This is a genomic window from Pseudomonas sp. R3-57, from assembly GCF_051132065.1.
Classification (GTDB): domain Bacteria; phylum Pseudomonadota; class Gammaproteobacteria; order Pseudomonadales; family Pseudomonadaceae; genus Aquipseudomonas.
Map to the genome: position 1 here is coordinate 4,940,903 of NZ_CP071655.1, position 24,889 is coordinate 4,965,791.

The window sequence follows — 24,889 nt, forward strand, 5'->3', positions numbered from 1 at the left end:
GAGAAGTGGGGAGACGACTCGGGGTTAAACGTGGCCTACATAAAGACCCGTAGCAGCAAGCGACAAGCACCGGAGCACAATGCTTGATCCTGCTGTTATGGGGTCTGACTGACAGGGTTGCAGGAAGGTTCCCACAAAAAATATTTCATCTTTACAGCGCTGCCCGCTTGTCCAGCGCGGCGTTGCGCAAGGCCGCGATCACGCAGGGTTCGAGCCGGCCTTCAGCGATCAGCACGTCACGGTGCAGACCATCGACGACATCGGTCAGCAGGCGCTTGTCGGTCAATTGCGCCTGATTGAATTCGCGCTCCACCACGATGGCGCCGTGACTGTTCTTCAGCGTCACCAGGCATTGGCCATGGCGGCCGCTGGGGGTCAACGAAACCTGATACGGGCTCAGAGCCTCACCGAGCAATAGACTGATACTTTCCATCTCGATCTCCACTCAATAGTCCGAAAACTGTGCGCCTGGGGCGTGTACACCATAAATGACCACCGGCCCGAGAAGAAAGTTCTGCGTATCGATCGCCTCCCTATCGCAGTGTCACCGGTCTGGCAGAGCATGCCCGGCGAAGATGACAGAAAAACTGCCATACGCTTTACACACCGAGTGGCGATGCAGCCGCGCTCAGATAACTGTCGAGCAAACCTCGCATCAGCACCGCCGATACCGGCGTCTGCAGACGCCCCAACAAACGCACACCCTGCTCGTCCAGCAGCGGCTTGATATCGTTGAGCAGACTGGGCGCAACCGCCCCCAGCAGAATCACCGCACGCGCTTGCTGGCGAGCCGCCAGGTGTTGCATCAGCGCCAGGCCATCACCGCCCTTCAATTGCGGATCGCAGATGGCAATGTCGACCACGCCGCGGTATTCCAGCGACCCCAAGGCCGCTGCCAGCGACGGTGCGGTGAGGACGTCATAGATGCCGACGGCATTGAGCATCTGGTGCAACGCCATCAGCTGGAACGGATTGGGTTCAAGTATCAGGACTTTAAGCGAGCGCATAGGCGACCTCTGGAGCGACAATCGCGGACTCTCACCGCAGTGGTTGTCACTCTAGGCCAGCCGTCCTAAGCCTCACATCGGAAAAGTAGCCGCGTCTTATAGGACATTTCCCATCTTCATTGTGGACACTGACACCCGCTCTCCGCCCGGCGCTGAGAGATGTCCGTCCAGCCGCCCAACAACCCGCGCAATTTGCCATCGGCGCTGTAGAACGGCACGGTCCATTGATAGACCTCGCGCGGGCCGTTATTGAACTGCAAGCGGCGTTTGCTGAAGCGCGACTTGCGCGTGCGCAACTGCAGCATGAATTCCTCATGGAGCATCAGCGCCGTGGCTTCGGGCAGCGTGTCGAGTTCGATCAACAAGCGCCCGATGACCTGGTCCAGACGCACCGATAGCGCCTCCTCATAGCTGCGGTTGCAGGTGATCAGTCGCCCGTGCAAATCGCGGACAAACACCGGATCAGGCAAGGCGTCGATCAATGCGTGCTGAAACGCCAGTTGATCGCCCAGATCCTTTTCTGCCGCCCGGCGCAGCTTGATCACCGCCGTCAGCCGCCGATTCCACACCAGTGACAACAAGCCGAACACACCCAACCCGCCCATGGCCCAGCACGCCCATTCGAGCAGTTGCTGGCCGACGCCGGGCACGGGCACCGGTGCTATTCCTTCCAGCCATTTCAAGCGGATCGCGCGTAGCTCGGCAGGCGGAAAGGCCTCCAGTGCCTTGTTGAGAATTCCCAAAAGCTCCGGCATACCTTTGCGCACCGCGAGGTTGTCCGCCTCCCACTTGCCCTCGACCAGCCCGCCGACCTTGAGCAGACCCAACGGGTAAAGCTGCGCGCCGATTTCATTTTCGATGGTGGCGTAGGCTTCGCCGCTTTCGACCAATGCTCGCGCCTCGGCGTAGGTCTTGACCGAATGAATTTCGATGGTCGGGAAGTCGCGCCTGATCGTGTCTTCCAGGGCATGCCGGGCCGGCAGCACCAGCCTGCGTCCGGCCAGTTGCTCGAAAGACTCCAGCCGCGGCGCGTCGGCACGCCCGACAAACACCCACCCCGCCCCACCAAAGGCGTGGCTGTAATCGAGGAACGCCTTGCGCTCCTCGCTGATGGCCAACGTCGTACTGATATCCGCCGCACCGCTCTTCAGGCGCTCGAGCATGTGATCGGTGGAGAACGATTCCTGATGCACGAATTGCAACCCGGTCATCGCCGTCACCCGTTTGAGCACATCATTGTTCAAACCGCTCCACTGGCCGTGCTCGTCCTGGAACAGGTACAGCGGGTATTGCAATGACGCCACGGTGACCGTGGGATTGTCGCGAATCCACTCGCGCTCGTGTGCAGCCAGTTCGACGGGCTGTACGTTGTGCGTCGCGGCATCGCCGTGCAGCGTCAGTTGCGCCGCCACGCTGCAACGCATCAACCCCAGCAATCCGCACAACAACATCCCAATCAGTGCCGGTTTCAAACCTCTATCAAACAGCATTGCCACTTCCTTCGTGATCGACTCACCCGTCCTGCGTGGGTGAAAACCCGAGCAGTGTGGCAGCGAAAACAAAAAAGCCCGTCAGGAGACGGGCTTCAAAATGTGACAGCTTTTATGCGCTTATAGTGGCTTGCCACGGTTGCCATGCTGGCTGACAAAGGCCTGAACGGCTTTCAGCTCGTTCGGCAAAACGGTGCAGCGCTCGTTTCGCTCAAACAAATCAGAAAGATGTGCAGGCAGTTCGAGCGCTTTTCCTACACCGGCTTTCTCTACTGCATCGGGGAATTTAACCGGATGCGCAGTGCCGAGGATCACCATCGGGATGTCCAGGCTGCGACGGCATTCGCGCGCGGCCTTGACGCCGATCGCGGTGTGCGGATCCAGCACCTCACCGGTCTGCGCATAGACTTCGGCGATGGTCTCGCAGGTTTGCGCATCGTCCACCGCCAGCGAGTCGAACAGTTTGCGCGCTTCGGTCCAGCGCTCCTGTTCAACACTGAAACCGCCGCCCTGCTTGAACGAGTCCATCAACCCGGCAATCGCCGCACCGTTGCGACCGTGCAGGTCGAACAGCAAGCGTTCGAAGTTCGACGAGACCATGATGTCCATCGACGGCGACAGCGTGGCGTGCAGGGTTTCCTTGATGTACTGATTGCCACTCATGAAGCGGTGCAGGATGTCGTTGCGGTTGGTGGCGACGATCAACTGGTTGATCGGCAGGCCCATGTTGCGCGCCAGGTAACCGGCGAAAATGTCGCCGAAGTTGCCGGTCGGCACCGAGAACGACACCGAACGCGCCGGCCCGCCCAACTGCAGCGAGGCGTGGAAGTAGTAGACGATCTGGGCCATGATCCGCGCCCAGTTGATCGAGTTCACCGCCACCAGACGTGTGCCTTTGAGGAAGCTCTGGTCAGCGAAGCTGTTCTTGACCATTTCCTGGCAGTCATCGAAGTTGCCTTCGATGGCGATGTTATGGATGTTCTCGCCCACGATCGTGGTCATCTGCCGGCGCTGCACTTCGGACACACGGTTGTGCGGATGCAGGATGAAGATGTCGACGTTTTCGCAGTGCTTGCAGCCTTCGATGGCCGCCGAACCGGTATCACCGGAAGTGGCACCGACGATTACCACGCGCTCGCCGCGCTTTTCCAGCACGTAGTCGAGCAGGCGACCCAGCAGTTGCAGGGCGAAGTCCTTGAACGCCAGGGTCGGGCCGTGGAACAGCTCCATCACCCATTCATTGCCGTTGAGCTGACGCAACGGCGCCACTGCGCTGTGGGCGAAGACCGCATAGGTTTCTTCAAGAATCTTTTTGAAATCGGCGTCGGGAATGCTGCCGGTCACGAACGGACGCATCACCCGGAAGGCCAGCTCGTGATACGGCAGGCCGGCCCAGGAAGCGATTTCTTCCTGGGTGAAGCGTGGCAGGTTTTCCGGGACGTACAAACCGCCGTCCGTGGCCAGACCGGCCAGCAGGACTTCTTCGAAATTCAGGGCCGGTGCCTGGCCGCGAGTACTGATATATCGCATATGGGGCAAACCTTCGGTTTGAGCTGCAAGCTACGAGCTACAAGCTTCAAGTAAAAGCCGGACTGCTTTTTCTTGCCGCTTGCAGCTCGAAGCTTGCCGCTGCTTTTTTAGTTCAAATGTTCGACGCGGATCCGTACGACCGGGCCGTCAACGCCTGCGAGCGCTTCAAGTGCGGCGATCGCATCGTTGATACGCTGCTCGACCACGCGGTGGGTCAGCAGGATCATCGGCACCAGGCCGTCATGCTCTTCGACTTCCTTCTGCATGATCGATTCGATATTGATGCCGCGCTCCGACAGGATGCTCGCCACCTGAGCGAGAACGCCCGGGTGGTCCTTGGCCTGAATGCGCAGGTAATAAGCGCTTTCGCAGGCTTCGATCGGCAGGATCGGATGCGCCGACAGCGAGTCCGGCTGGAAGGCCAGGTGCGGTACGCGGTTTTCCGGGTCGGAGGTCATGGCACGCACCACGTCGACCAGATCGGCGATCACCGACGAAGCGGTGGGCTCCATGCCGGCGCCAGCGCCGTAGAACAGCGTCGAACCGGCCGCGTCACCGTTGACCATCACCGCGTTCATCACGCCGTTGACGTTGGCGATCAGGCGATCGGCCGGGATCAGCGTCGGGTGCACGCGCAATTCGATACCGGCAGCGGTGCTGCGCGCCACACCCAAATGCTTGATGCGATAGCCCAGCGCTTCGGCGTAGTTGACGTCAGCGGTGGTCAGTTTGGTGATGCCTTCGGTGTAGGCCTTGTCGAACTGCAGCGGAATACCGAACGCGATCGAGGCCAGGATGGTCAGCTTGTGCGCCGCATCGATGCCTTCGACGTCGAAGGTCGGATCGGCTTCGGCATAACCCAGCGCCTGCGCTTCGGCCAGCACGTCTTCGAACGTACGGCCCTTCTCGCGCATTTCGGTGAGGATGAAGTTGCCGGTGCCGTTGATGATCCCCGCAACCCAGTTGATGCGGTTGGCCGACAGGCCTTCACGAATCGCCTTGATCACCGGAATGCCACCGGCCACCGCGGCTTCGAATGCCACGATCACGCCTTTCTCGCGTGCCTTGGCGAAAATCTCATTACCGTGAACGGCTATCAGCGCCTTGTTCGCGGTGACCACATGCTTGCCATTCTCGATGGCCTTGAGTACCAGCTCGCGGGCAACGGTGTAGCCGCCCATCAGCTCTATGACGATGTCGATCTCAGGGTTCGTGGCCACTTCGAAGACATCGTTGGTAATCGCAATACCGGTCGTCTGGAACTGAGGCTTTGGCGTGCGCATGGCAATTTGTGCCACTTCGATCCCACGCCCGGCACGACGAGCAATTTCCTCGGCGTTGCGCTGAAGTACGTTGAAGGTACCGCCACCGACGGTCCCTAACCCACAGATGCCTACTTTGACCGGATTCACTGTGAACTCCCCATAAAACGGCCGACGCTGGGTCGGCCGGAAAACAACCGCGTGCTCGCGGCTCTCTATTGATGGCCCGGCGATGTGGCTGCCGGACCATGATCGTCAGCGGCGGACCGTGACGATGCGAATTACTTCGCGCCCAGCGCCAGTTTGGCGACTTGTGGCGCAGGCTGGTAGCCCGGAATGACTTGTCCGTCGGCCAAAACGATGGCCGGTGTGCCGTTCACGCCGATCGACTGACCGAGGGCGAACTGCCTGGAAACCGGGTTATCGCACTTGGCGGCCTTGATTTCCTTGCCATCGACCATTTTGTCCATGGCAGCTTTCTTGTCTTTCGAGCACCACACCGCTTGCAGCTGTTCATCGCCCGGCGAATTCAGGCCCTGACGCGGGAACGCCACGTAACGCACTTCGATGCCGCGCTTGTTCAGCTCCGGCACTTCGGCGTGCAGTTTGTGGCAGTACGGGCAGGTGGTGTCGGTGAATACGGTGATGTGCGATTTGGTTTCGCCGACCGCCGGGTAGACCACGGTCTCGGCCACCGGGATGGCGTTGATCAATTTGGAGATGCCCAGGCGTTCGGTCTTCTCGGTCAGGTTGACCGGTTTGCCGTTCGCCAGCTGGTACAGGTTGCCCTGAACGATGTACTGGCCGTCGGCACTGGCGTAGAGCACGCGGCTGCCCTTGAGCTTGACTTCGTACATGCCCGGCAGCGGGCTGGCGCTGATGCTTTCGACCGGAACCTCGAGTTCGAGCTTTTCCAGGCTTTGACGAATGGCTTTGTCGGCCGCGTCATCGGCGACGGCAAAGGTGCTGACCAACGCAAGGGCTGCGGCGGCGAAAATCTGGGTCAGACGCATGAGAACTCCTGAAGGCGGACAAATGGAACGATCAGAACGCCCGTGCCGGAACACCGGGTCATAACCGCCCATCGTGCAAACCGGCAAAGCCTAACACATAAGGCCACGGTGGCCGAATGCGCCGGTCGCTACACTTTCAGGACGAACCGGTCCCCGTGAGAGCGAGCTTGCTCGCGAAGAGGCCGGCACCTTCAAAACATGTGTTGTCTGACACTCCGCTATCGCGAGCAGGCTCGCACAGGGGACTGTTGTTCAGCCGCGCGGGTGGTGTCTGGCGTGCAGGTCCTGCAAACGGGCGCGCGCGACGTGGGTGTAGATCTGCGTTGTGGACAGATCGCTATGGCCGAGCAACATCTGCACCACGCGCAGATCCGCGCCGTGGTTGAGCAAGTGCGTAGCAAATGCGTGACGCAGGGTGTGCGGTGACAGCGATTTGTTGATGCCGGCAACCCTGGCCTGATGCTTGATCCGGTGCCAGAAGGTCTGGCGGGTCATCTGTTCGCCGCGCTGACTGGGAAACAACACATCGCTGGGCCGCCCACCGAGCAATTCGCCACGCCCGTCGCGCATGTAGCGCTCAACCCAGGCGATCGCCTCCTCACCCATCGGCACCAGCCGCTCCTTGCTGCCCTTGCCCATCACCCGCAGCACACCCTGGCGCAGGTTGACCTGCTCCAGCGTCAGGCTGACCAATTCGGTCACGCGCAAGCCGCAGGCATACAGGACTTCGAGCATGGCGCGATCACGCTGGCCGATGGCTTCGCTCAGGTCCGGCGCCTTGAGCAGCGCCTCGACGTCGGCCTCCGACAGCGACTTGGGCAATGGCCGCCCCAGCTGCGGCATGTCGATGCGCAAGGTCGGGTCGACACTGATCAGTTTTTCCCGCAGCAGATAGCGATAAAAGCCACGCACGCCGGAGAGAAATCTGGCCGTGGAGCGCGGCTTGTAGTTCTGCTCCAGGCGCCAGGCCAGATGATCAAGGATCAGCTCGCGGCCGGCGTTGATCAGCTCGAGGTTTTTCTCCTGCAGCCAGCCATTGAACAGTGCCAGATCGCTGCGGTAAGCGCCGCGGGTGTTGTCGGACAGGCCTTTTTCCAGCCATAAAGCGTCGAGGAATTGGTCAATCAGCGGGTGGTCGATGGCAGGCATGGGCGCTCAGGGCGCGCAGCATCAAGGCCTGCGCGCAAATGTCGAGTGAACTGTAGGAATGGGCGCTAGTCTTTCATAGCCCGCTAAATCAAGGAACAGGGAGCATCAATGAACGAGCAGCAAATTCTATTGGCATTTAGCGGGATTGGCGCGGCAGCGCTCGGTTGCCAGTGGTTGGCCTGGCGCCTGAAATTGCCGGCGATTCTGTTTCTGCTGTTGACCGGCATCCTCGTCGGTCCGGTGCTTGGCTGGCTCGATCCGCAGGAAATGTTCGGCCCGCTGTTGATGCCACTGGTGTCGCTGGCGGTCGCGCTGATTCTGTTCGAGGGCAGCCTGACCCTGCACCTGTCGGAATGGAAAGAGATCGGCAGCGTCGTTCATCGACTGGTCACAGTCGGGGCGACTTCGACCTGGATCGTCATCGCCGTCGCCACGCATTTTCTGCTGGGGTTCGACTGGATGCTGGCGATCCTGTTCGGCAGCCTGACGCTGGTCACCGGCCCGACGGTGATCGTACCGATGCTGCGAGTGGTGCGGCCAAAAGCCTCGATCGCCAATATTCTGCGCTGGGAAGGCATCGTCATCGACCCGATCGGCGCCCTGCTCGCCGTGGTGGTGTACAGCTTTATCATCGCCAGCGCCGAAGGCCATGGCCTCAAGCAGAGCCTGTTTACTTTCGGCGGGGTGATTGCCTGCGGTGCAGCGTTCGGCATTGTCGGCGGCTGGGTGCTCGGCACGGTGATCCGCCGACAATGGCTTCCGGAATATCTACACAACCTCGCCTCGCTGGCAGCGGTGCTCGGGATCTTTATTGCCGCCAACGCGGTGATGCATGAGTCCGGTTTGCTGGCGGTCACGCTGATGGGCATGTGGCTGGCGAACATGAAAGGCGTGGATGTGCGGCACATCCTGCACTTCAAGGAAAACCTCAGCGTGTTGCTGATTTCCGGATTGTTCATTCTGTTGGCGGCGCGGCTTGATTTGAATGCGCTGATCGGGCTGGGGCCGCTGGTGTTGATTCTGCTGTTGGTGATCCAGTTGGTCGCCCGGCCATTGAACGTGCTGCTCAGTACGGCGGGCTCCAGCCTGAGCTGGCGTGAACGCGCGCTGCTGTGCTGGATTGCCCCACGCGGAATCGTCGCGGCTGCGGTGTCGGCGATTTTCGCCCTTCGCCTGGATGCAGCCGGGCATGAAGGCGCGCTGCTGCTGGTGCCGCTGACGTTCGCGGTCATTATCGGCACGGTGGTCCTGCAAAGTGCGACGGCGCGCCCACTGGCACGCTTGCTAAAAGTCGCGGAACCAGCGCCGAGTGGCTTCCTGATCGTCGGCGCCAACGGCCCGGCGCGAGAACTGGGCAAATCATTGCAACAGCTGGGCAGTCGCGTGCTGCTGACCGACTCGAGCTGGGAAAACATTCGTGCGGCGCGCATGGAAGGTCTGCCGACCTACTTCGGCAACCCGGCCTCGCAGCACGCCGATGCACATTTGGATCTGGTCGGGCTGGGGCATTTGCTCGCGCTGTCGCCGTCGGGTGAACTCAATACATTAGCGGCGATGCGCTTTCGTCATGACTTCGGCCATCAGCGTTTGTTTGGTCTGGCCAGCGGGCATGAGAGCCGGCGCAGCGACAAGCATCGGGCGAGTCTGGAACATCGCGGCAATCAACTGGGTAGTGAGGCGCTGACCTATTCGAAACTGGCCGGGCAAATGGGCCAGGGCGCCGAGCTGTACAGCACAACGCTGACGGACGGCTTTGGCTGGGAGGATTACCGCGGGCTGCATGGCAGTCGTGCGACGTTGCTGTTCATGCGCGATGACAGTGGCTGGGTGCATGTGGTGACGCCGGAAACGGCGCTGAAGCCGGGGGCGGGGTGGACGCTGCTGGCGTTGATTCAACCGGAAGCTTCCAGCGCCTGATAGATCGAATCGCGAGCAGGCTTGCTCCCACATTGGGCGTGCGCTCCCCTGTGTGAGCAAGCCTCCCACATTTGGAATGTGTACTCCTGTGGGAGCGAGCCTGCTCGCGAAGGCCGCGACTCGGTTTTGTTCAAAGCCTTCAGGGCACAAAACGCAGGCAACAAAAAAGCAGCCCGAAGGCTGCTTTTTTCTGCATCGGAAGCTGGACTTAAGCCAGTTTTTCCTTGATGCGAGCTGCTTTACCCGACAGGTCGCGCAGGTAGTACAGCTTGGCTTTACGTACGTCACCGCGACGCTTGACAGCCATGCTGTCGATTTGCGGCGAGTAGGTCTGGAAAGTACGTTCTACGCCAACACCGTTGGAGATTTTACGAACGGTGAACGCACTGTTCACGCCGCGGTTACGCTTGGCGATGACAACGCCTTCGAACGCTTGCAGACGGGAACGATCGCCTTCCTTCACTTTCACCTGAACGACAATGGTGTCGCCCGGGGCAAAGGTAGGGATTTCTTTGGTCATCTGCTCTGCTTCGAGTGCAAGGATGATTTTGTTGGTCATGCTGTGCTCCTAAGGTAAATCGTTCGATCTACCATCGATACGTTGTTAACTATCGTCCCGCTCGCGGATGTATTCCTCGAGCAGCTTCTTCTCTTCTCCAGAAAGCGAGCGGCTTTCCAGAAGATCGGCGCGTCGTTCATAGGTCCTAACAAGGGACTGCTGTAAACGCCAACGCCGGATATGCGCGTGATTGCCACTCAGCAACACGTCGGGAACACGCTGATCCGCATACACCTCCGGTCGGGTGTAGTGCGGGCAATCCAGCAGACCATCCGTAAAGGAATCTTCCTCAGCGGAATCCGCATGCCCTAAAGCTCCAGGCAGCAGTCGTGTAACCGCATCGATCAGGACCATGGCCGGCAGCTCGCCACCAGACAGTACATAGTCGCCAATCGACCACTCTTCATCGACATGAGCCTCAATAAAGCGCTCGTCAATGCCTTCATAGCGGCCGGCAATCAGGATCAATGCATCCGATTGTGCCAGCTCGCGTACCGCCGACTGAGTCAGTTGACGGCCTTGGGGGGACAGGTAAATCACCTTCGCCGCCTCCCCGGCTGCTGCCTTGGCCTGAACCAGAGCATCTTCCAGGGGCTTGATCTTCATCACCATGCCCGGACCACCGCCAAACGGGCGATCGTCCACAGTGTGATGCCGATCCGTCGTGTAATCTCGCGGATTCCAACAGGTCAGCTGCAAGAGCCCCTGTTTGACCGCACGACTGGTGATGCCGTAATCGCCAATGGCGGAAAACATCTCGGGAAACAAACTGATCACTTCAACGCGCAAGTTAGCCACGTCAGAAGTCCGCGTCCCAATCCACCTTCATCTCGCCCGCGGCCAGATCGACGGCCAACACACATTGCCCGGTATACGGCAACAGGCGTTCGCGATCATCCAGGCTGCCAGCGCAAGGCTTGACGACCATTACATCATTGGCGCCGGTTTCCAGAAGATGATCGATTTTCCCGAGCAATTGCCCAAGGGTGTCGATGACCTTCAGACCTTCCAGCTGGTACCAGTAGTACTCGCCTTCGGTCAATTCAGCGAACAGGTTGCGCGGCACGCAGATCTCGTAACCGGCCAGAAGACGAGCTTCTTCACGATCATCAAGACCCTTGAGCTTGGCGACCAGGAACTTGTCGCTCCCGCGTCCACTGACCAGCTCGACCTGTTTGACATTGCCTTCGCGCTTGAGCGTCCAGGTTTTGTACTGCAACAGGTTTTCAGTCGGATCAGTAAAGGAATACACCTTCACTTCGCCGCGAACGCCATGAACAGAATAAATTTTGCCAATAACGATCAAATCATCGGCAACAGCAGGCGTCGCGTTCATATTGCTCAGGCCGCAGCCTTGGCAGATTCCTTCAACAACTGAGCAACGCGCTCAGAAGGCTGTGCACCAACGCTCAGCCAGTAGGCTACGCGCTCTTGGTTCACGGACAGACGAACTTCCTGACCACGGGCAACAGGGTTGAAGAAGCCAACCTGTTCTTTGTGGGAGCCGTCACGCGGGTTACGCGAGTCGGTTACGGTCAGGTGGTAAAACGGGCGCTTTTTGGAGCCGCCAAGGGCAAGACGGATTGTTAGCATGTGAACATCGTTCCTGTAGTCGGTGCTGCAAATCTAAATGCACAGCGGGCATGGGTGCCCGAAAGGCCGCATATTCTAAGGAATATCCGGACTTTTGCAAATGACTTTTTCCGGCGCCTGTGGCATGCCGTGCAGATTTGCATGGAGAGCCGTCGATGAAAACGGCCAGTCAGCTCCCGCCGAGTGCGGGTTTGCTGTTGATCCTGCGTCCTTGCAGGGTCTGCGCCGGTGCGACGACCGGCGAAGTCTTGGTGTCCTGTCTTACATTTTCGGCATGCCGCCGCCGGGCAACATTCCGCCCATGCCGCGCATCATTTTCGCCATTCCGCCCTTGGCGGAGAATTTCTTCATCATCTTCTGCATCTGCTTGTGCTGCTTGATCAAGCGGCCGATGTCCTGCACCTGAGTACCGGAACCCATGGCGATACGGCGCTTGCGCGAACCGCTGATCAGCTCCGGGTCGCGGCGCTCGGCCGGGGTCATCGAGTTGATGATGGCTTCCATCTGTTTGAACTGCTTCTCAGCGGCGTTCTGGGCATTGCCCATTTGCGACAGGTTGACGCCACCGATGCTCGGCAGTTTGTCCATGAGCCCGCCAAGGCCGCCCATGTTCTTCATCTGTTGCAGCTGATCGCGGAAGTCTTCGAGGTCGAAGCCTTTGCCCTTCTTCAGCTTCTTGGCCAGTTTGTCGGCCTTGTCCTTGTCGAGGGTTGCTTCGGCCTGTTCGATCAGGCTGAGCACGTCGCCCATGCCAAGGATGCGCGAGGCGATACGCTCGGGATGGAACGGATCGAGCGCTTCGCTCTTCTCGCCCATACCGATGAACTTGATCGGCTTGCCAGTGATGGCACGCACCGACAGCGCGGCACCGCCACGGGCGTCACCGTCGACCTTGGTCAGGATCACGCCGGTCAGCGGCAGCGCATCACCGAAGGCCTTGGCCGTGTTGGCGGCGTCCTGGCCGGTCATGGCATCGACCACGAACAGCGTTTCGACCGGGTTGATCGCGGTATGCAATGCCTTGATCTCGCCCATCATCTCTTCGTCGATGTGCAGACGACCGGCGGTATCGACGATGACCACGTCGATGAATTTCAGTTTGGCTTCTTTAATAGCGGCGCTGGCGATGTCGACCGGCTTCTGGCTCAGGTCAGACGGAAAGAACGTCACGCCGATGTCGTTGGCCAGGGTTTCCAGCTGCTTGATCGCCGCCGGACGGTAAACGTCCGCCGACACGACCATGACCGACTTCTTCTTGCGCTCTTTAAGGAAGCGCGCGAGTTTGCCGGCGGTGGTGGTTTTACCGGCACCCTGCAGACCGGCCATCAGAATGACCGCTGGCGGCACGGCGCTCAGGTTCAAGTCTTCGTTGGCCGCGCCCATCAGGCTTTCGAGTTCGGCCTGGACGATCTTCACGAACGCCTGGCCCGGCGTCAGGCTGCGCGACACCTCGGTGCCGACGGCGCGTTCCTTGACCGAATTGACGAAGTCCTTGACCACCGGCAGCGCGACGTCAGCTTCGAGCAACGCCATGCGCACTTCACGCAGGGTGTCTTTGATGTTGTCCTCGGTCAGCTTCGCCTTGCCGGTGACATGGCGCAGCGTCTGCGAGAGACGGTCGGTTAAGTTTTCAAACATTGCGCGATCCTTTCAGGCCCTGTACAGACCGGGATAATGGCGGCCCAGACCGGAATCAACATGTGCTCGGCGAGCCTGCGGCGAGGGCAGGTCGCGGATTATAGCGAAGACTGCGTCCGGCGCACACCTCGCTGTCAGCTTGCCGAGTCTTTCGTGTCGCGGCGGTTCTATGCCAAACTCAGCGTCTTTCGGGCCCGCCCATCAGGATTTATGCTCCCCTTGTCACCCAGCTTACTGACCACCCTCGCCGCCGCCCTCCTGTATGCCGCTGCGACCCTGTATCAAAGCACCCGTCTGGCCACTGGCGCCAAGGCGAACAAGCGCCTGCTGGTCAGCCTCGGCGTGCTCGCCGTCGTCGCCCACGGTGCCAGCCTGCTGACTCATCTGTTGACGCCGATCGGCCTGGGCCTGGACTTCTTCAGCGCCTCCAGCCTGATTGCCGCGGCGGTGATCGCGCTGACATTGCTCGCCTGTTCCCGTATCCCGGTGGAAAATCTGCTGGTGCTGCTGTTCCCGCTCGGCGCGATCACCGTGCTGCTGGCGCAATTCGCGCCAACCGGCACGGTGCAGATCATCGACGAAGAGCCGGGCATCCTCGCGCACATTCTGTTGTCGATCCTTGCCTACGGCATGTTCACCATCGCAGTATTTCAGGCCTTGCTGCTGCTGGTGCAAGACCACCAGCTCAAACACAAGCACCCGTCCGGGCTGATCAAGAATTTCCCGCCACTGCAAACCATGGAAAGTCTGTTGTTCGGCTTCCTCTGGGCCGGCTGGACGCTGCTGTCGCTGTCGCTGATCTCCGGCTGGCTGTTCGTCGAGAACCTGTTCGCCCAGCATCTGGTGCACAAGACCCTGCTGGCCTGTCTGGCGTGGATCGTGTTCAGTGTGCTGCTGTGGGGGCGCAATCGTCTCGGCTGGCGCGGGCACAAGGCGATTCGCTGGACGCTCGCCGGTTTCTGCCTGCTGATGTTGGCGTATTTCGGCAGCAAACTGGTTCGCGAATACATTCTGCACATCTGACAGGCGTATAAATGGACGGTTTGCCCCTAGGGCCGATGCTCGCGGTATTCGCTCTGCTGATTGTGTGGTCAGGGCTGTTTACCGCCGTCGAAATCGCGCAACAGCAGTTGCTCGCGCAGCGCACCGCCTCGCGCGCCAGCGATAAGCCGCTGGCCAAGCTCAGCTTCCCGCTCGACAGCTTGATCCTGTGCAACACCCTGTGCCGCGCGCTGGCCGTGGTGATTGCTACTTTGCTGGCGATTTTCCTTTGTGCGGAAAATGGCCCCTGGGCAGCATGCCTCGGCGTCGGCGCCATCCTGCTGGTGTTCGCCGATTACTTTCCGCGCAGCGTGGCCCAGCGTTATCCCGATGCAGTGCTGGGGCTCGGCAATACTTTGCTCGCAGTACCGCTGAAGATTGTCTACCCGTTCGCATGGGTGTTCAGCCGTCTCAGCGGCTTGCTGATGAGTCCATTCGTGCGCAAGACCCAAGTCGTTCAGCACAGCGAGGACGAAGCGCCCGCCGACCGCCATGACGATGCCGAACATCCGGTTCGTGCGCACCCGGCCTCCGGGATCCACGCGCTGGACAACATCACCGTCAACGACATTCTGGTGCCGCGCAGTGACGTTGAAGGCATCAACCTCGACGATCCGATCGAAGCGATCATCGAGCAGCTGCGCAATAACGAACGCACACGTCTGCCGGTGTTTCACAGCGACATCAACCAGGTCGAAGCGGTCCTCAACACCCGTCAGGTCGGCCACTTGCTGAGCAACGGCGAACTCACGCGCGAAGCCTTGCTGGCAGCCAGCTACGAACCGTACTTCGTTCCGGAAAGCACCCCGCTGCAACTGCAACTGTTGAACTTCCACAAGCAACAGCGGCGCCTGGGCATGGTGGTCGACGAATACGGCGAAGTGCTCGGTATTGTCACGCTGGAAGACATTCTCGAAGAGATCGTCGGTGAATTTGAAAGCGAGCACAGCCTCGATAACCCGCACATCCATCCGCAAGCCGACGGGCGCATGCTGATTGATGGTGCGGCGTCGATCCGCGAATTGAACAAATGCCTGGGCTGGCACCTGCCCAGCGACGGGCCGAAAACCCTTAACGGGCTGGTGACCGAAGCACTGGAAACCATTCCGGAAAGCGCGGTTTGCCTGAAGATCGGCCGTTATCGCCTGGAAATCCTCGAGACCGAAGACAACCGCGTGAGCAAAGTGCTGATCTGGCTGACCGCCTCTGCGCCAGCCCTGGTACTGGCACGCTAGATCGCCTCTTGTTCAATCGTTAGCCCGCTTCCTATAATCGCCGAGCTTACCCAAGCGCCGTCGATCCCTGTGCTTACCCGGCACGCCACGGATCGCGACTGTTTCTGCTGCAAACCGACGACTGTTCCTACTCGAAACAGCGCTCGCGCCCTACCCCACATCCCTGGGTGTTCGACCATAATAATTCGCTCCAACGGAGCTCATGACTGTCAGGGATCATCGCATGACCACCACGACCGCTTTGCGCGACAGCGCGCCTGCCCAGCCGACCAATTCCGCCACCCGCGTGGCGACGGCCAGTTTTATCGGCACCGCCATCGAGTTCTACGACTTCTACGTTTACGCCACCGCCGCCGCGCTGGTGATCGGGCCGGTGTTTTTTCCGCAGACGTCCGGCACCGCGCAGATGCTCTCGGCGTTTCTGACGTTCGGCATCGCCTTCCTCGCCCGCCCGCTGGGCTCGGCGCTGTTCGGCCACTTCGGTGACCGCATCGGGCGCAAATCGACCCTGGTCGCCTCACTGCTGTTGATGGGCGTCTGTACGACATTGATCGGCGTGTTGCCGGGGTATGACAGCATCGGCGCATGGGCGCCGATTCTGCTGTGTGTGCTGCGCTTCGGCCAAGGCCTGGGGCTGGGCGGCGAATGGGGCGGAGCCGCGTTGCTGGCCACGGAAAATGCGCCGAAAGGCAAACGCGCGTGGTTCGGCATGTTCCCCCAACTCGGGCCTTCGATCGGTTTTCTTGCCGCCAATGGTCTGTTTCTGACCCTGGCCATGACCCTCGACGACGAGCAGTTCCGCAGCTGGGGCTGGCGCATTCCGTTTCTGCTCAGCGCCGCGCTGGTGATGGTCGGCCTGTATGTACGCCTCAAGCTGCACGAAACGCCGGTGTTCGCCAACGCGATTGCTCGTCAGGAGCGGGTGAAAGTGCCGCTGGTTGAACTGTTCAGCCAGTACTGGGCGCCGACGTTGCTGGGCGCGGCGGCGATGGTGGTGTGCTACGCGCTGTTCTATATCTCGACGGTATTTTCCCTGAGTTACGGGGTGTCCACGCTGGGTTACAGCCGCGAAACCTTCCTCGGCCTGCTGTGCTTTGCCGTGCTGTTCATGGCCGCTGCCACACCGTTGTCAGCCTGGGCGAGTGACCGTTACGGGCGCAAACCGGTGCTGATCATTGGCGGCGTGCTTGCGGTGCTTTCCGGGTTTCTGATGGAGCCGTTGCTGACGCAGGGCTCGACCTGGGGCGTGGCGCTGTTCCTGTGCATCGAGCTGTTCTTGATGGGCGTGACGTTCGCGCCGATGGGTGCGCTGTTGCCGGAGCTGTTTCCGACCCATGTGCGTTATACCGGCGCTTCAGCGGCGTATAACCTGGGCGGGATCGTCGGCGCCTCGGCGGCACCGTTCTTTGCGCAGAAACTGGTGGCGATGGGCGGTTTGAGTTATGTCGGCGGGTATGTGTCGGCGGCAGCGGTGCTGAGTTTGATCGCGGTGCTGTGCCTGAAGGAAACGCGTGGCAATGATCTGAATCGTGTCGCCTGATAGATAGCTATCGCGAGCAGGCTCACTCCTACAGGGAACGCATTCCAGAGTGTAGGAGTGAGCCTGCTCGCGATCGGCGCGACTCGGTTACAGCTCGACTACGACAGCCTGAGAAGCACGGGTCGCCTTGGCCCGCGCGGCCTCGATCGATTCATCCCGCGCCAGCGCCACGCCCATGCGGCGCTGGCCGTTCACTTCCGGTTTGCCGAACAGACGCAACGCCGTGTCAGGCTCGCTCAGTGCGGCGCCGAGATTGGCAAATGCAGTCTGGGTCGATTGTCCTTCCACCAGAATCACCGCCGAAGCCGATGGCCCGAACTGACGGATCAGCGGTACTGGCAGGCCCAGAATCGCCCGAGCGTGCAGGGCGAATTGCGACAGATCCTGGGAAATCAGCGTCACCAGACCGGTGTCATGCGGGCGCGGCGACACTTCGCTGAACCACACCTGATCGCCCTTGATGAACAGCTCGACACCGAAGATGCCACGACCACCCAGCGCTTCAGTCACTGCTTTGGCAACGCGCTCGGATTCAGCCAGGGCAACCGCGCTCATGGCCTGTGGCTGCCAGGATTCCTGATAATCGCCCTTTTCCTGACGGTGACCGACCGGCGCGCAGAATGTGGTGCCGCCGACATGACGCACAGTCAGCAGAGTGATTTCGTAATCGAAGTCGATGAACCCCTCGATGATCACCCGCCCTTTGCCGGCGCGACCGCCCTCTTGCGCGTAATCCCAGGCCTTCTGCACGTCATCGACGCTGCGCAGCAGGCTCTGGCCTTTGCCCGACGAGCTCATGACCGGCTTGACGACACACGGGAAACCGAGGTCTTCAACGGCTTTGCTGTAATCCTCGAAAGTATCGGCGAAGTGATACGGCGAGGTCGGCAGGTCGAGTTCTTCAGCGGCCAGACGACGGATGCCTTCGCGGTTCATGGTCAACTGCGCCGCACGGGCGGTCGGGATCACGGTGAAGCCTTCGGCTTCCAGCTCGACCAGGGTGGCGGTGGCGATGGCTTCGATTTCCGGCACGATGAAGTGCGGCTTCTCGGCTTCGATCACGGCGCGCAGGGCGGCGCCGTCGAGCATGTTGATCACGTGGCTGCGGTGCGCAACCTGCATGGCCGGCGCGTTGGCGTAACGGTCGACGGCAATCACTTCAACGCCCAGGCGCTGCAGCTCGATCACCACTTCCTTGCCCAACTCACCACAGCCACACAGCAATACGCGGGTCGCGGTTGGCGACAGTGGAGTTCCGATACGGGTCATCTCAGGTCCTCAAAGCAGCGGATCATCGAGGAAAGCAGCGCCAGCCGCGCTTTCCATGGGGAGAAAGCGCGGCATTTTACATGAACCCGAGGGTTTGGCTTCAGCTGGCGACAGCCTGTTTGCGCTCGCGCCAGGCCATGATCAGCCACACGGCGGTAACGCCAGCGAATTTCGAGGCCAGGGCGGTGATAATCACCGGCGGCGTCAGCAGGTCGATCATGCCGAAGAAGATGAAGGTATCGAGGGGAATGCTCAGCGCCGAACTTATCCACAGGCGGTCGCGCAACGGCCGTTTGGTGATGCTGAACACCAGCCAGTCGATGCACTCGGAGACCGCGAACGCCGTGGCGCTGGCCAGCGCGATGGACGGATCGGAAGTGACATAGGACAGTACCAGCGCCGCCAGCATCGCCACGATCGCACCGTGGCCGAAGCGCGTTTGCACCATGTCACGCAGCACGAACACCAGCCCGCCCCAGGCCGACCAGATGATGTCCAGGTGCGGTGCGGTGGAGAAGGCGAAGTTGATCAGCACGACGCTGCTGATGTAGGCGATGAGGAAAATCATGGAGGGTGACCTGGTGGTTTGGCGCACAGGTTACTGGACCGCAAGGTCAAGAGCCACCCCTCACCCCAGTCCTCTCCCCAAGGGGGCGAGGGGGAAAGGGAGCAAATCGGGTGCTCTTCAGAATCTGAGTTCGACTCGGTGTTTCAGGTCGGCGTATAGCAAAAAACACCTCGGTCAGTTCCCTCTCCCCCTGGGCGGTCCGACGTTTCGGGAGGGCCAGGGTGAGGGTTTTGCCCAATCGATCACGGTTTCGCCGGCAACATCCACACCAGCCCACTGGCCTTCGCCCGTTCATGACACAACCCCAGCACCACCCGGCGCTCGTCATTGTTCATGCGGCTCCAGCGGGTAATTTCTTCGACGGTACGCTGGCACCCGGTGCAGACATCAGCCTCATCCAGCGCGCAGATATTCACGCAGGGCGAGGCAACAGGTCGTTCAGCGGTGGTCATTGTTCTTGCTCTACCAGATCGCGGGCATAACGCTGGGAGTTATGCACATAGTGCGCGGCGCTGGCTTCGAGCATGTTTTTCTGCGCCTCGGTGAGTTCGCGCACAACCTTGCCCGGTGAGCCCATCACCAGCGAGCCATCGGGAATCTCCTTGCCCTCGCCGATCAGCGAATTGGCGCCGATGATGCAGTTCTTGCCGATCTTTGCGCCGTTGAGGATCACCGCGTTGATGCCGATCAGGCTGTAATCGCCGACCGTGCAGCCGTGGAGCATGGCGTTGTGGCCGATGGTTACGCCGGTACCGATGGTCAGCGGGTAGCCCATGTCGGTGTGCATCACCGTGCCGTCCTGCACATTGCTGTTCTTGCCGATCAGGATCAGTTCGTTGTCACCGCGCAGCACGGCGTTGAACCAGACGTTGGCGCCCTCTTCCAGTCTGACTTTGCCCACCAGCACGGCATTGGGGGCGACCCAGCTCTGTGGATGGGTTTCGACACGGGCGTCGCCCAAGCGGTATTTCATGGTGTGGTCCTCAGGGCTTGCGGTGATGGGCCATTCGAACGATGGCTAGGTATTGATGAAGCTTTTCGGCGGCTCGTGCAGGTTGATTCTGGCGTCATAGAGCAGATTGACCAGTTCGACGATCATCATCGCTGTCAGCCCCCAGATCTTGTACTCGCCAAAGCGGTAGCTCGGCACGTACCAACTGCGGCCTTGATAGTCGATGCGATGGGTGTGCTCGCGCGGGTCTTTGCGGAAGAACTCCAGCGGCACGCTGAACACCGCAGCGATTTCGGCGTCGTTGGGCTGGTATTCGACGAAATCGGGAATCACCCCGACGTACGGCGTGACCTTGATGCCATGCAGGGAGATCAGCGGACTGAGCGGGCCGATGACTTCGACCAGCCCCGGTGGCAGACCGATTTCCTCTTCGGCTTCACGCAGCGCGGTGAAGATCAGGTCCGGGTCTTCCGGGTCGCGCCGACCGCCCGGGAAGGCGACTTCGCCGCCGTGGGTCGAGAGCCCGCTGGCCCGCAGGGTCAGGACCAGTTCCGGCTCGTCGCTGCGGGTGATTGGCACCAGTACGGCGGCCTCGGGAAAGCGTGCGTCGGTCTCCAGCGTGCGCGGTGTGTGGTTGCTTACCCTATGCAGTAGCTCATCAAGCATGAGTGTTCTCGATCGGTACCTTACCCGGCATCATGCACCAATCGATGCGAGCGCCCAAGCCCCCGAAACCCGCCGTGTCGCGAAACGACAACTTGCCGACCGGCACCGCTGCACGCCAAGATAGGCGCAGCATTCAGGAACCTCAGCATGAAATTTTGCAGCCACTGCGGTAACCCGGTCACCCAGCGCATTCCCGAAGGCGATTCGCGGCTGCGCTATGTCTGCGAAAGCTGTCAGACCATTCATTATCAGAATCCCAATATTGTCGCCGGCTGCGTGCCGACCTGGGGCCGTCAGGTGCTGCTCTGTCGCCGCGCCATCGAGCCGCGCCTGGGCTACTGGACCCTGCCCGCCGGTTTCATGGAAAACGGCGAGACCATCGAGCAGGCCGCGGTGCGCGAAACCGCCGAAGAAGCCTGCGCCCGCGTGCGCAACCTGAGCATCTATACGCTGATCGACGTGCCGCACATCAGTCAGGTTCACGTATTCTTCCGCGCCGAGCTGGTCGATCTGGATTTTGCCGCCGGCCCCGAAAGCCTCGAAGTGCAACTGTTCGACGAAGCCGATATCCCTTGGGACGATCTGGCGTTCCGCACAGTGGGGCGCACGCTGGAATGCTTCTTCGCGGATCGGCGCGCAGAAAGTTACCCGGTGCGTTCGGAGTCGATTCCGCCGCTGGCGCAACCAGCCATCACTTGATTTCGTCGCGCACCGGCCGATAACACCACACACCGCTGTCCAACCTGTATCTGCGTCACTTTTGGGGAATCGTTTCAATGCGCTGGTTGCTTGCCCTGTTTTGCCTGTCATTCGTCACAGTCTCGCAAGCGTCATTCGTGACCACCGTGACACCGTCGAATACGCCATTGATCGAAAAAGTCCTGGTGCTCAAATCGGCGCATCAACTGCAATTGATCACCGACGGTAAACCCCTGAAGACCTACCGCATTTCGTTGGGCAAGGGCGCAAAGAAAGGTCCGAAACTGATCGAAGGCGACAAACGCACGCCGGAAGGCTTCTATTGGATCGACTGGCGCAAGACCAGCGACAAATTCAACCTGTCGATGCACATTTCCTACCCGAACATCAGCGACTCGGCCCGCGCTCGCCGCGAAGGCGTCGAGCCCGGCGGCATGATCATGATCCACGGCACGCCGGATTCCGAGGACAACCCGGAGCAGTTGTTCCACACCCTCGACTGGACCGACGGCTGCATCGCCATGCGTAACGTCGACATGCGCGAAGTGTGGAATCTGGTGCCGGACGGCACGATGATCGAGATTCGTCCGTAATTTCAGCGCGACCGCCGGTCGGCCGGAAAAATAAATCAAAAAAATCGCAGCCTGCTTCAGCGTCTGTCCGGTGATACCACTCTCACCGGCAGGGCTGATCCAGGCTGCGATTTTTTTTGTGCTCCCCTCTCACCACTAATACCACTTGAAACCCACCCTCCAGACAAGCCCCCAGTAACCGTTAAAACCGGCTTTTCCCTGCGTTGACATGGTATGCAAGTGGTATTAGTTTTCGCCCGACTACCGAGCGACAACAATCCTATACCAGCGCCGGATATGCCCTACATGAACGATCTCCACGCCCTACGCCCCGATGACGCCCAGCCGACGCCGCTGTACCTGCAACTGGCGCGCAATCTGGAAGCGGCGATCCATGCCGGGCAATGGAAAGCCGAACAGGCAATGCCCTCGGAGCGCAATCTCAGTGAATGGCTAGGGATTTCCCGAGTGACCGCACGCAAGGCGCTGGAAGTCCTGCTCGAGCAAGGCCTGATCCGCCGTCTGCAAGGTTCCGGCACGTTCATCACACCGCGCCTGGAACAACCGCTGTCGCGGCTTTCCGGTTTCAGCGAAATGCTCCGCCTCAAGGGCTTCGTCCCCAGCTCGCACTGGCTGGAGCGCGAAATCACCCTGCCGACCCACGAAGAACTGATCCGCCTCGGCCTGTCGCCGAACGACAAGGTGGCGCGCATGAAGCGCCTGCGCAAAGCCGACGACACGGTGATGGCCATCGAGATGAGCACCCTGCCCGCCTCGATCATGCCCAAGCCGCAGGCGGTGGGCGATTCGCTCTACGAATACCTCGACGGTATCGGTAAACCGATCGTCCGCGCCTTGCAGCACATCCAGGCGATCAATGCCTCGGACGAGTTCGCTGCCCTGGTCGGCATCGCCCCCGGCACCGCCATGCTGCTGATGACCCGGGTCGGTTATCTGGAAGACAACACGCCGATCGAAGTCACCGACACCTATTGCCGCAACGACTACTACGACTTTGTCGCAGAGCTGCGCCGCTGAGAGCGGCGCCGGAACCGAGAAAACATCATGTCCGAAGACAACATCCTCACCGCTGACGGCTGGATTCGCGGCCGGCTGATCCACGCCCACGGCAAAATCGTTGCGATCGAAGGCGAGCCCTGCGACCCGGCCGATAACGACCTGCCGTATCTGCTGCCGGGTTTCATCGACCTGCACGTCCACGGCGGCGGCGGCAAAGACATCATGGAAGGCGCCAGCGCCTTCGAGACCATCAGCAAAACCCACGTGCGTTTCGGCACTACATCGCTACTGGCTACGACCATGACCGCGCCGAGTGCCGAGATTTCCAGCGTTCTGAAAGAGGTAGGAGAATTCTGCGAACAGCGTCCGCAAGGCGCCGCGCGGGTCCTCGGCGTCCACCTCGAAGGCCCGTACATCAATCCCGGCAAACTCGGCGCGCAACCGAACTTCGCCCACACCGCGTTGATGGCCGAAGTTGAGGAATACCTGGCCCTGGCGCCGATCCGGGTGATCACCATCGCGCCGGAAATCGCCGGTCATGACGGCTTGATCCGCGAACTGAGCAGCCGCGGTATCCGCATGCAGATCGGCCACACCCTCGGCAGCTACGAAGAAGGGGTTGCCGCGTTGAACGCCGGCGCCACCAGCTTCACCCATTTGTACAACGCCATGAGCCCGCTGCATCACCGCGAACCGGGGATCGTCGGCGCGGCGCTGGCCCACGCGCAGTACGCCGAGCTGATCCCGGATTTGCTGCACGTGCACCCCGGTGCGATCCGTGTGGCGTTGCGTTCGATCCCGTGCCTGTACTGCGTGACCGATTCGACTGCCGCCGCCGGCATGCCCGACGGTGAATACAAGCTCGGCAGCCACACCGTGACCAAATGCCTGGGCGGCGTGCGCCTGCCCGACGGCACCCTGGCCGGCAGCACGCTGACCATGGATCAGGCCCTGCGCAATCTGGTGAAGATCGGTCTGCCGATCAGCGAAGCCTCGCAGCGCCTGTCGCAATTCCCTGCCGATTACCTCGGCCTCAACGAACGCGGGCGCCTCGCCCCCGGCGCCTGGGCCGACTGCGTGCGACTCGATCGCTCACTCACACTGACCGCTGTCATGGTCGAAGGAGAAGACATTGACTTCAAAAATGCTTGAGGAGGCGCTGTCCTCGTTCGAGGCCGTGCACGCCCAGTTGCAACAACTCGACCCGCAATTGATCGAGATCGCCGGGCGTCTGCGCCGTCAGCCACCGCAAGTGGCAATGACGGTGGCCCGGGGCAGCTCCGACCACGCGGCGAGCTATTTCGCCTACCTGACCATGCAGCAATTGGGCGTACCGGTGGCGTCGTTGCCGATGTCGGTGGTGACCATGCAGCAGGCGCCATTGAAGGTCAGTGGTCAGGTCGCGTTCGCCTTTTCCCAGTCGGGACAAAGCCCGGACCTGGTCAACAGCCTGCGCCTGTTGCGCAAACGTGGCGCGTTGAGCGTGTCGATGGTCAACGCAGCCGACTCGCCGTTGGAAGCGGCGTGTGAATTCAGCGTGCCGCTGCTCGCCGGCACCGAAAGCAGTGTCGCCGCGACCAAAAGCTTCATCGCCACCCTCAGCGCCAGCGCCCGTCTGGTCGCGCACTGGAAAGAAGACGACGAACTGTTGCAGGCACATAACGCGCTACCCGAAGGACTGCGCGAAGCCGCGACCCAGGACTGGAGCGCCGCCATCGATGCGCTACGCGATTGCCAGCGCCTGATGGTGATCGGGCGTGGCGCCGGTTTCGCCATCGCCCAGGAAGCGGCGCTGAAATTCAAGGAAACCTCGGCGATTCAGGCCGAAGCCTTCAGCAGCGCCGAAGTCCGTCACGGCCCGATGGCGCTGATCGACGAACATTATCCGCTGCTGGTATTCGCCCCGCGTGGCGCGGAACAGGCCGGGCTGTTGAGCCTCGCGGCAGAAATGCGCCAGCGCGGCGCCCGCGTGTTGCTGGCCGCCCCGGATGACGTGGCCGAGCGTGACCTGACCCTGAGCCGCGCCGAACACCCGGCCCTTGATCCGATTCTGGCGATCCAGAGCTTCTACGTCATGGCCGCTGGCCTCGCCGTGGCCCGAGGCATGGACCCCGATCAGCCGCGCCACCTGAGCAAAGTGACCCGCACGCACTGAGTGCCCCGACTGCA

The 24,889-nt window shown here is 60.9% G+C and carries 26 protein-coding genes; 9 read left to right on the top strand and 17 right to left on the bottom strand.

Annotated elements, in window-relative coordinates:
- Positions 1 to 151: 151 nt before the first annotated feature.
- The 7 genes from J3P93_RS22315 to xerD all read right to left on the bottom strand — a co-directional run bounded on the left by J3P93_RS22315 (position 152) and on the right by xerD (position 7,451).
- Entirely contained in the window at positions 152 to 433 is a 282-nt protein-coding gene (locus J3P93_RS22315) for a DUF3509 domain-containing protein (protein ID WP_203420876.1), read from the bottom strand.
- Positions 434 to 599: 166 nt separating this feature from the next.
- Positions 600 to 1,007: a response regulator gene (locus tag J3P93_RS22320; protein ID WP_434591977.1), complete on the bottom strand. Its 408-nt coding sequence runs from the start codon at positions 1,005 to 1,007 to the stop codon at positions 600 to 602.
- Between the two features lie 116 nt (positions 1,008 to 1,123).
- Positions 1,124 to 2,497 (bottom strand): transporter substrate-binding domain-containing protein, encoded by a 1,374-nt coding sequence (locus J3P93_RS22325; protein WP_434591980.1) that lies wholly within the window; start codon positions 2,495 to 2,497, stop codon positions 1,124 to 1,126.
- A gap of 120 nt (positions 2,498 to 2,617) precedes the next feature.
- Entirely contained in the window at positions 2,618 to 4,027 is a 1,410-nt protein-coding gene (gene thrC, locus J3P93_RS22330; RefSeq protein WP_434591982.1) for a threonine synthase, read from the bottom strand.
- Positions 4,028 to 4,134: 107 nt separating this feature from the next.
- Positions 4,135 to 5,439 (bottom strand): homoserine dehydrogenase, encoded by a 1,305-nt coding sequence (locus J3P93_RS22335; protein ID WP_090281924.1) that lies wholly within the window; start codon positions 5,437 to 5,439, stop codon positions 4,135 to 4,137.
- A 131-nt stretch (positions 5,440 to 5,570) separates the two neighbouring features.
- On the bottom strand, positions 5,571 to 6,302 hold the full coding sequence (gene dsbC / locus J3P93_RS22340; RefSeq protein WP_434591986.1) for a bifunctional protein-disulfide isomerase/oxidoreductase DsbC: 732 nt from the start codon (positions 6,300 to 6,302) through the stop codon (positions 5,571 to 5,573).
- Positions 6,303 to 6,554: 252 nt separating this feature from the next.
- Entirely contained in the window at positions 6,555 to 7,451 is an 897-nt protein-coding gene (gene xerD, locus J3P93_RS22345) for a site-specific tyrosine recombinase XerD (RefSeq protein WP_434591989.1), read from the bottom strand.
- Positions 7,452 to 7,559: 108 nt separating this feature from the next.
- On the opposite strand from xerD, the gene J3P93_RS22350 reads away from it, so the two are divergent.
- Positions 7,560 to 9,368: a cation:proton antiporter gene (locus J3P93_RS22350; protein WP_434591992.1), complete on the top strand. Its 1,809-nt coding sequence runs from the start codon at positions 7,560 to 7,562 to the stop codon at positions 9,366 to 9,368.
- Positions 9,369 to 9,576: 208 nt separating this feature from the next.
- On the opposite strand, the gene rplS is transcribed toward J3P93_RS22350, so the two are convergent.
- The 5 genes from rplS to ffh form a co-directional block, all read right to left on the bottom strand.
- The gene (gene rplS / locus J3P93_RS22355; RefSeq protein ID WP_003175895.1) at positions 9,577 to 9,927 is read right to left on the bottom strand and encodes a 50S ribosomal protein L19; all 351 of its coding nucleotides are present in this window, start codon (positions 9,925 to 9,927) and stop codon (positions 9,577 to 9,579) included.
- Positions 9,928 to 9,972: 45 nt separating this feature from the next.
- Positions 9,973 to 10,683 carry a tRNA (guanosine(37)-N1)-methyltransferase TrmD gene (gene trmD, locus J3P93_RS22360; RefSeq protein ID WP_434598467.1) on the bottom strand — a complete coding sequence of 237 codons (711 nt, stop codon included), beginning with the start codon at positions 10,681 to 10,683 and terminating at the stop codon, positions 9,973 to 9,975.
- A 43-nt stretch (positions 10,684 to 10,726) separates the two neighbouring features.
- Entirely contained in the window at positions 10,727 to 11,263 is a 537-nt protein-coding gene (gene rimM / locus J3P93_RS22365; protein WP_090281919.1) for a ribosome maturation factor RimM, read from the bottom strand.
- Between the two features lie 5 nt (positions 11,264 to 11,268).
- Positions 11,269 to 11,520, bottom strand: a complete 252-nt coding sequence (rpsP, locus tag J3P93_RS22370; RefSeq protein WP_003198088.1) for a 30S ribosomal protein S16 — start codon at positions 11,518 to 11,520, stop codon at positions 11,269 to 11,271.
- A gap of 261 nt (positions 11,521 to 11,781) precedes the next feature.
- Entirely contained in the window at positions 11,782 to 13,158 is a 1,377-nt protein-coding gene (ffh, locus tag J3P93_RS22375) for a signal recognition particle protein (RefSeq protein ID WP_434591995.1), read from the bottom strand.
- Positions 13,159 to 13,368: 210 nt separating this feature from the next.
- Here ffh and J3P93_RS22380 point away from each other — a divergent pair, with 210 nt between their 5' ends.
- The 3 genes from J3P93_RS22380 (at position 13,369) to J3P93_RS22390 (ending at position 16,974) form a co-directional block, all read left to right on the top strand.
- Entirely contained in the window at positions 13,369 to 14,181 is an 813-nt protein-coding gene (locus J3P93_RS22380) for a cytochrome C assembly family protein (protein WP_090281917.1), read from the top strand.
- An 11-nt stretch (positions 14,182 to 14,192) separates the two neighbouring features.
- Positions 14,193 to 15,434, top strand: coding sequence for a transporter associated domain-containing protein (locus J3P93_RS22385; protein WP_434591998.1), 1,242 nt, complete (start codon positions 14,193 to 14,195; stop codon positions 15,432 to 15,434).
- A 223-nt stretch (positions 15,435 to 15,657) separates the two neighbouring features.
- Complete coding sequence (locus tag J3P93_RS22390; protein WP_434592000.1) at positions 15,658 to 16,974, top strand: MFS transporter; 1,317 nt, start codon at positions 15,658 to 15,660, stop codon at positions 16,972 to 16,974.
- 87 nt (positions 16,975 to 17,061) lie between these two features.
- Here J3P93_RS22390 and purT read toward each other — a convergent pair whose 3' ends face one another.
- From purT to J3P93_RS22415, 5 genes are all read right to left on the bottom strand, one after another.
- Positions 17,062 to 18,243: a formate-dependent phosphoribosylglycinamide formyltransferase gene (gene purT / locus J3P93_RS22395; protein ID WP_434592003.1), complete on the bottom strand. Its 1,182-nt coding sequence runs from the start codon at positions 18,241 to 18,243 to the stop codon at positions 17,062 to 17,064.
- Positions 18,244 to 18,343: 100 nt separating this feature from the next.
- Complete coding sequence (locus J3P93_RS22400) at positions 18,344 to 18,811, bottom strand: VUT family protein (protein WP_090281913.1); 468 nt, start codon at positions 18,809 to 18,811, stop codon at positions 18,344 to 18,346.
- A gap of 242 nt (positions 18,812 to 19,053) precedes the next feature.
- Positions 19,054 to 19,263, bottom strand: coding sequence for a DUF1289 domain-containing protein (locus J3P93_RS22405; protein ID WP_434592007.1), 210 nt, complete (start codon positions 19,261 to 19,263; stop codon positions 19,054 to 19,056).
- Positions 19,260 to 19,784, bottom strand: coding sequence for a gamma carbonic anhydrase family protein (locus J3P93_RS22410; RefSeq protein ID WP_125927638.1), 525 nt, complete (start codon positions 19,782 to 19,784; stop codon positions 19,260 to 19,262). Before J3P93_RS22410 ends, J3P93_RS22405 begins: the two co-directional genes overlap by 4 nt.
- A gap of 45 nt (positions 19,785 to 19,829) precedes the next feature.
- The gene (locus J3P93_RS22415; protein WP_203420863.1) at positions 19,830 to 20,429 is read right to left on the bottom strand and encodes a CoA pyrophosphatase; all 600 of its coding nucleotides are present in this window, start codon (positions 20,427 to 20,429) and stop codon (positions 19,830 to 19,832) included.
- 147 nt (positions 20,430 to 20,576) lie between these two features.
- Here J3P93_RS22415 and J3P93_RS22420 point away from each other — a divergent pair, with 147 nt between their 5' ends.
- The 5 genes from J3P93_RS22420 to J3P93_RS22440 all read left to right on the top strand — a co-directional run bounded on the left by J3P93_RS22420 (position 20,577) and on the right by J3P93_RS22440 (position 24,875).
- The gene (locus tag J3P93_RS22420) at positions 20,577 to 21,128 is read left to right on the top strand and encodes an NUDIX hydrolase (RefSeq protein WP_394508528.1); all 552 of its coding nucleotides are present in this window, start codon (positions 20,577 to 20,579) and stop codon (positions 21,126 to 21,128) included.
- Positions 21,129 to 21,205: 77 nt separating this feature from the next.
- On the top strand, positions 21,206 to 21,721 hold the full coding sequence (locus J3P93_RS22425; RefSeq protein WP_090281908.1) for a L,D-transpeptidase family protein: 516 nt from the start codon (positions 21,206 to 21,208) through the stop codon (positions 21,719 to 21,721).
- Between the two features lie 285 nt (positions 21,722 to 22,006).
- Positions 22,007 to 22,738 (top strand): GntR family transcriptional regulator, encoded by a 732-nt coding sequence (locus tag J3P93_RS22430; protein ID WP_425516411.1) that lies wholly within the window; start codon positions 22,007 to 22,009, stop codon positions 22,736 to 22,738.
- A 27-nt stretch (positions 22,739 to 22,765) separates the two neighbouring features.
- Positions 22,766 to 23,872 (top strand): N-acetylglucosamine-6-phosphate deacetylase, encoded by a 1,107-nt coding sequence (nagA, locus tag J3P93_RS22435; RefSeq protein ID WP_434592014.1) that lies wholly within the window; start codon positions 22,766 to 22,768, stop codon positions 23,870 to 23,872.
- Positions 23,853 to 24,875 (top strand): SIS domain-containing protein, encoded by a 1,023-nt coding sequence (locus J3P93_RS22440; RefSeq protein ID WP_090281905.1) that lies wholly within the window; start codon positions 23,853 to 23,855, stop codon positions 24,873 to 24,875. The genes nagA and J3P93_RS22440 overlap by 20 nt, the downstream gene beginning before the upstream one ends.
- Positions 24,876 to 24,889: the final 14 nt, after the last annotated feature.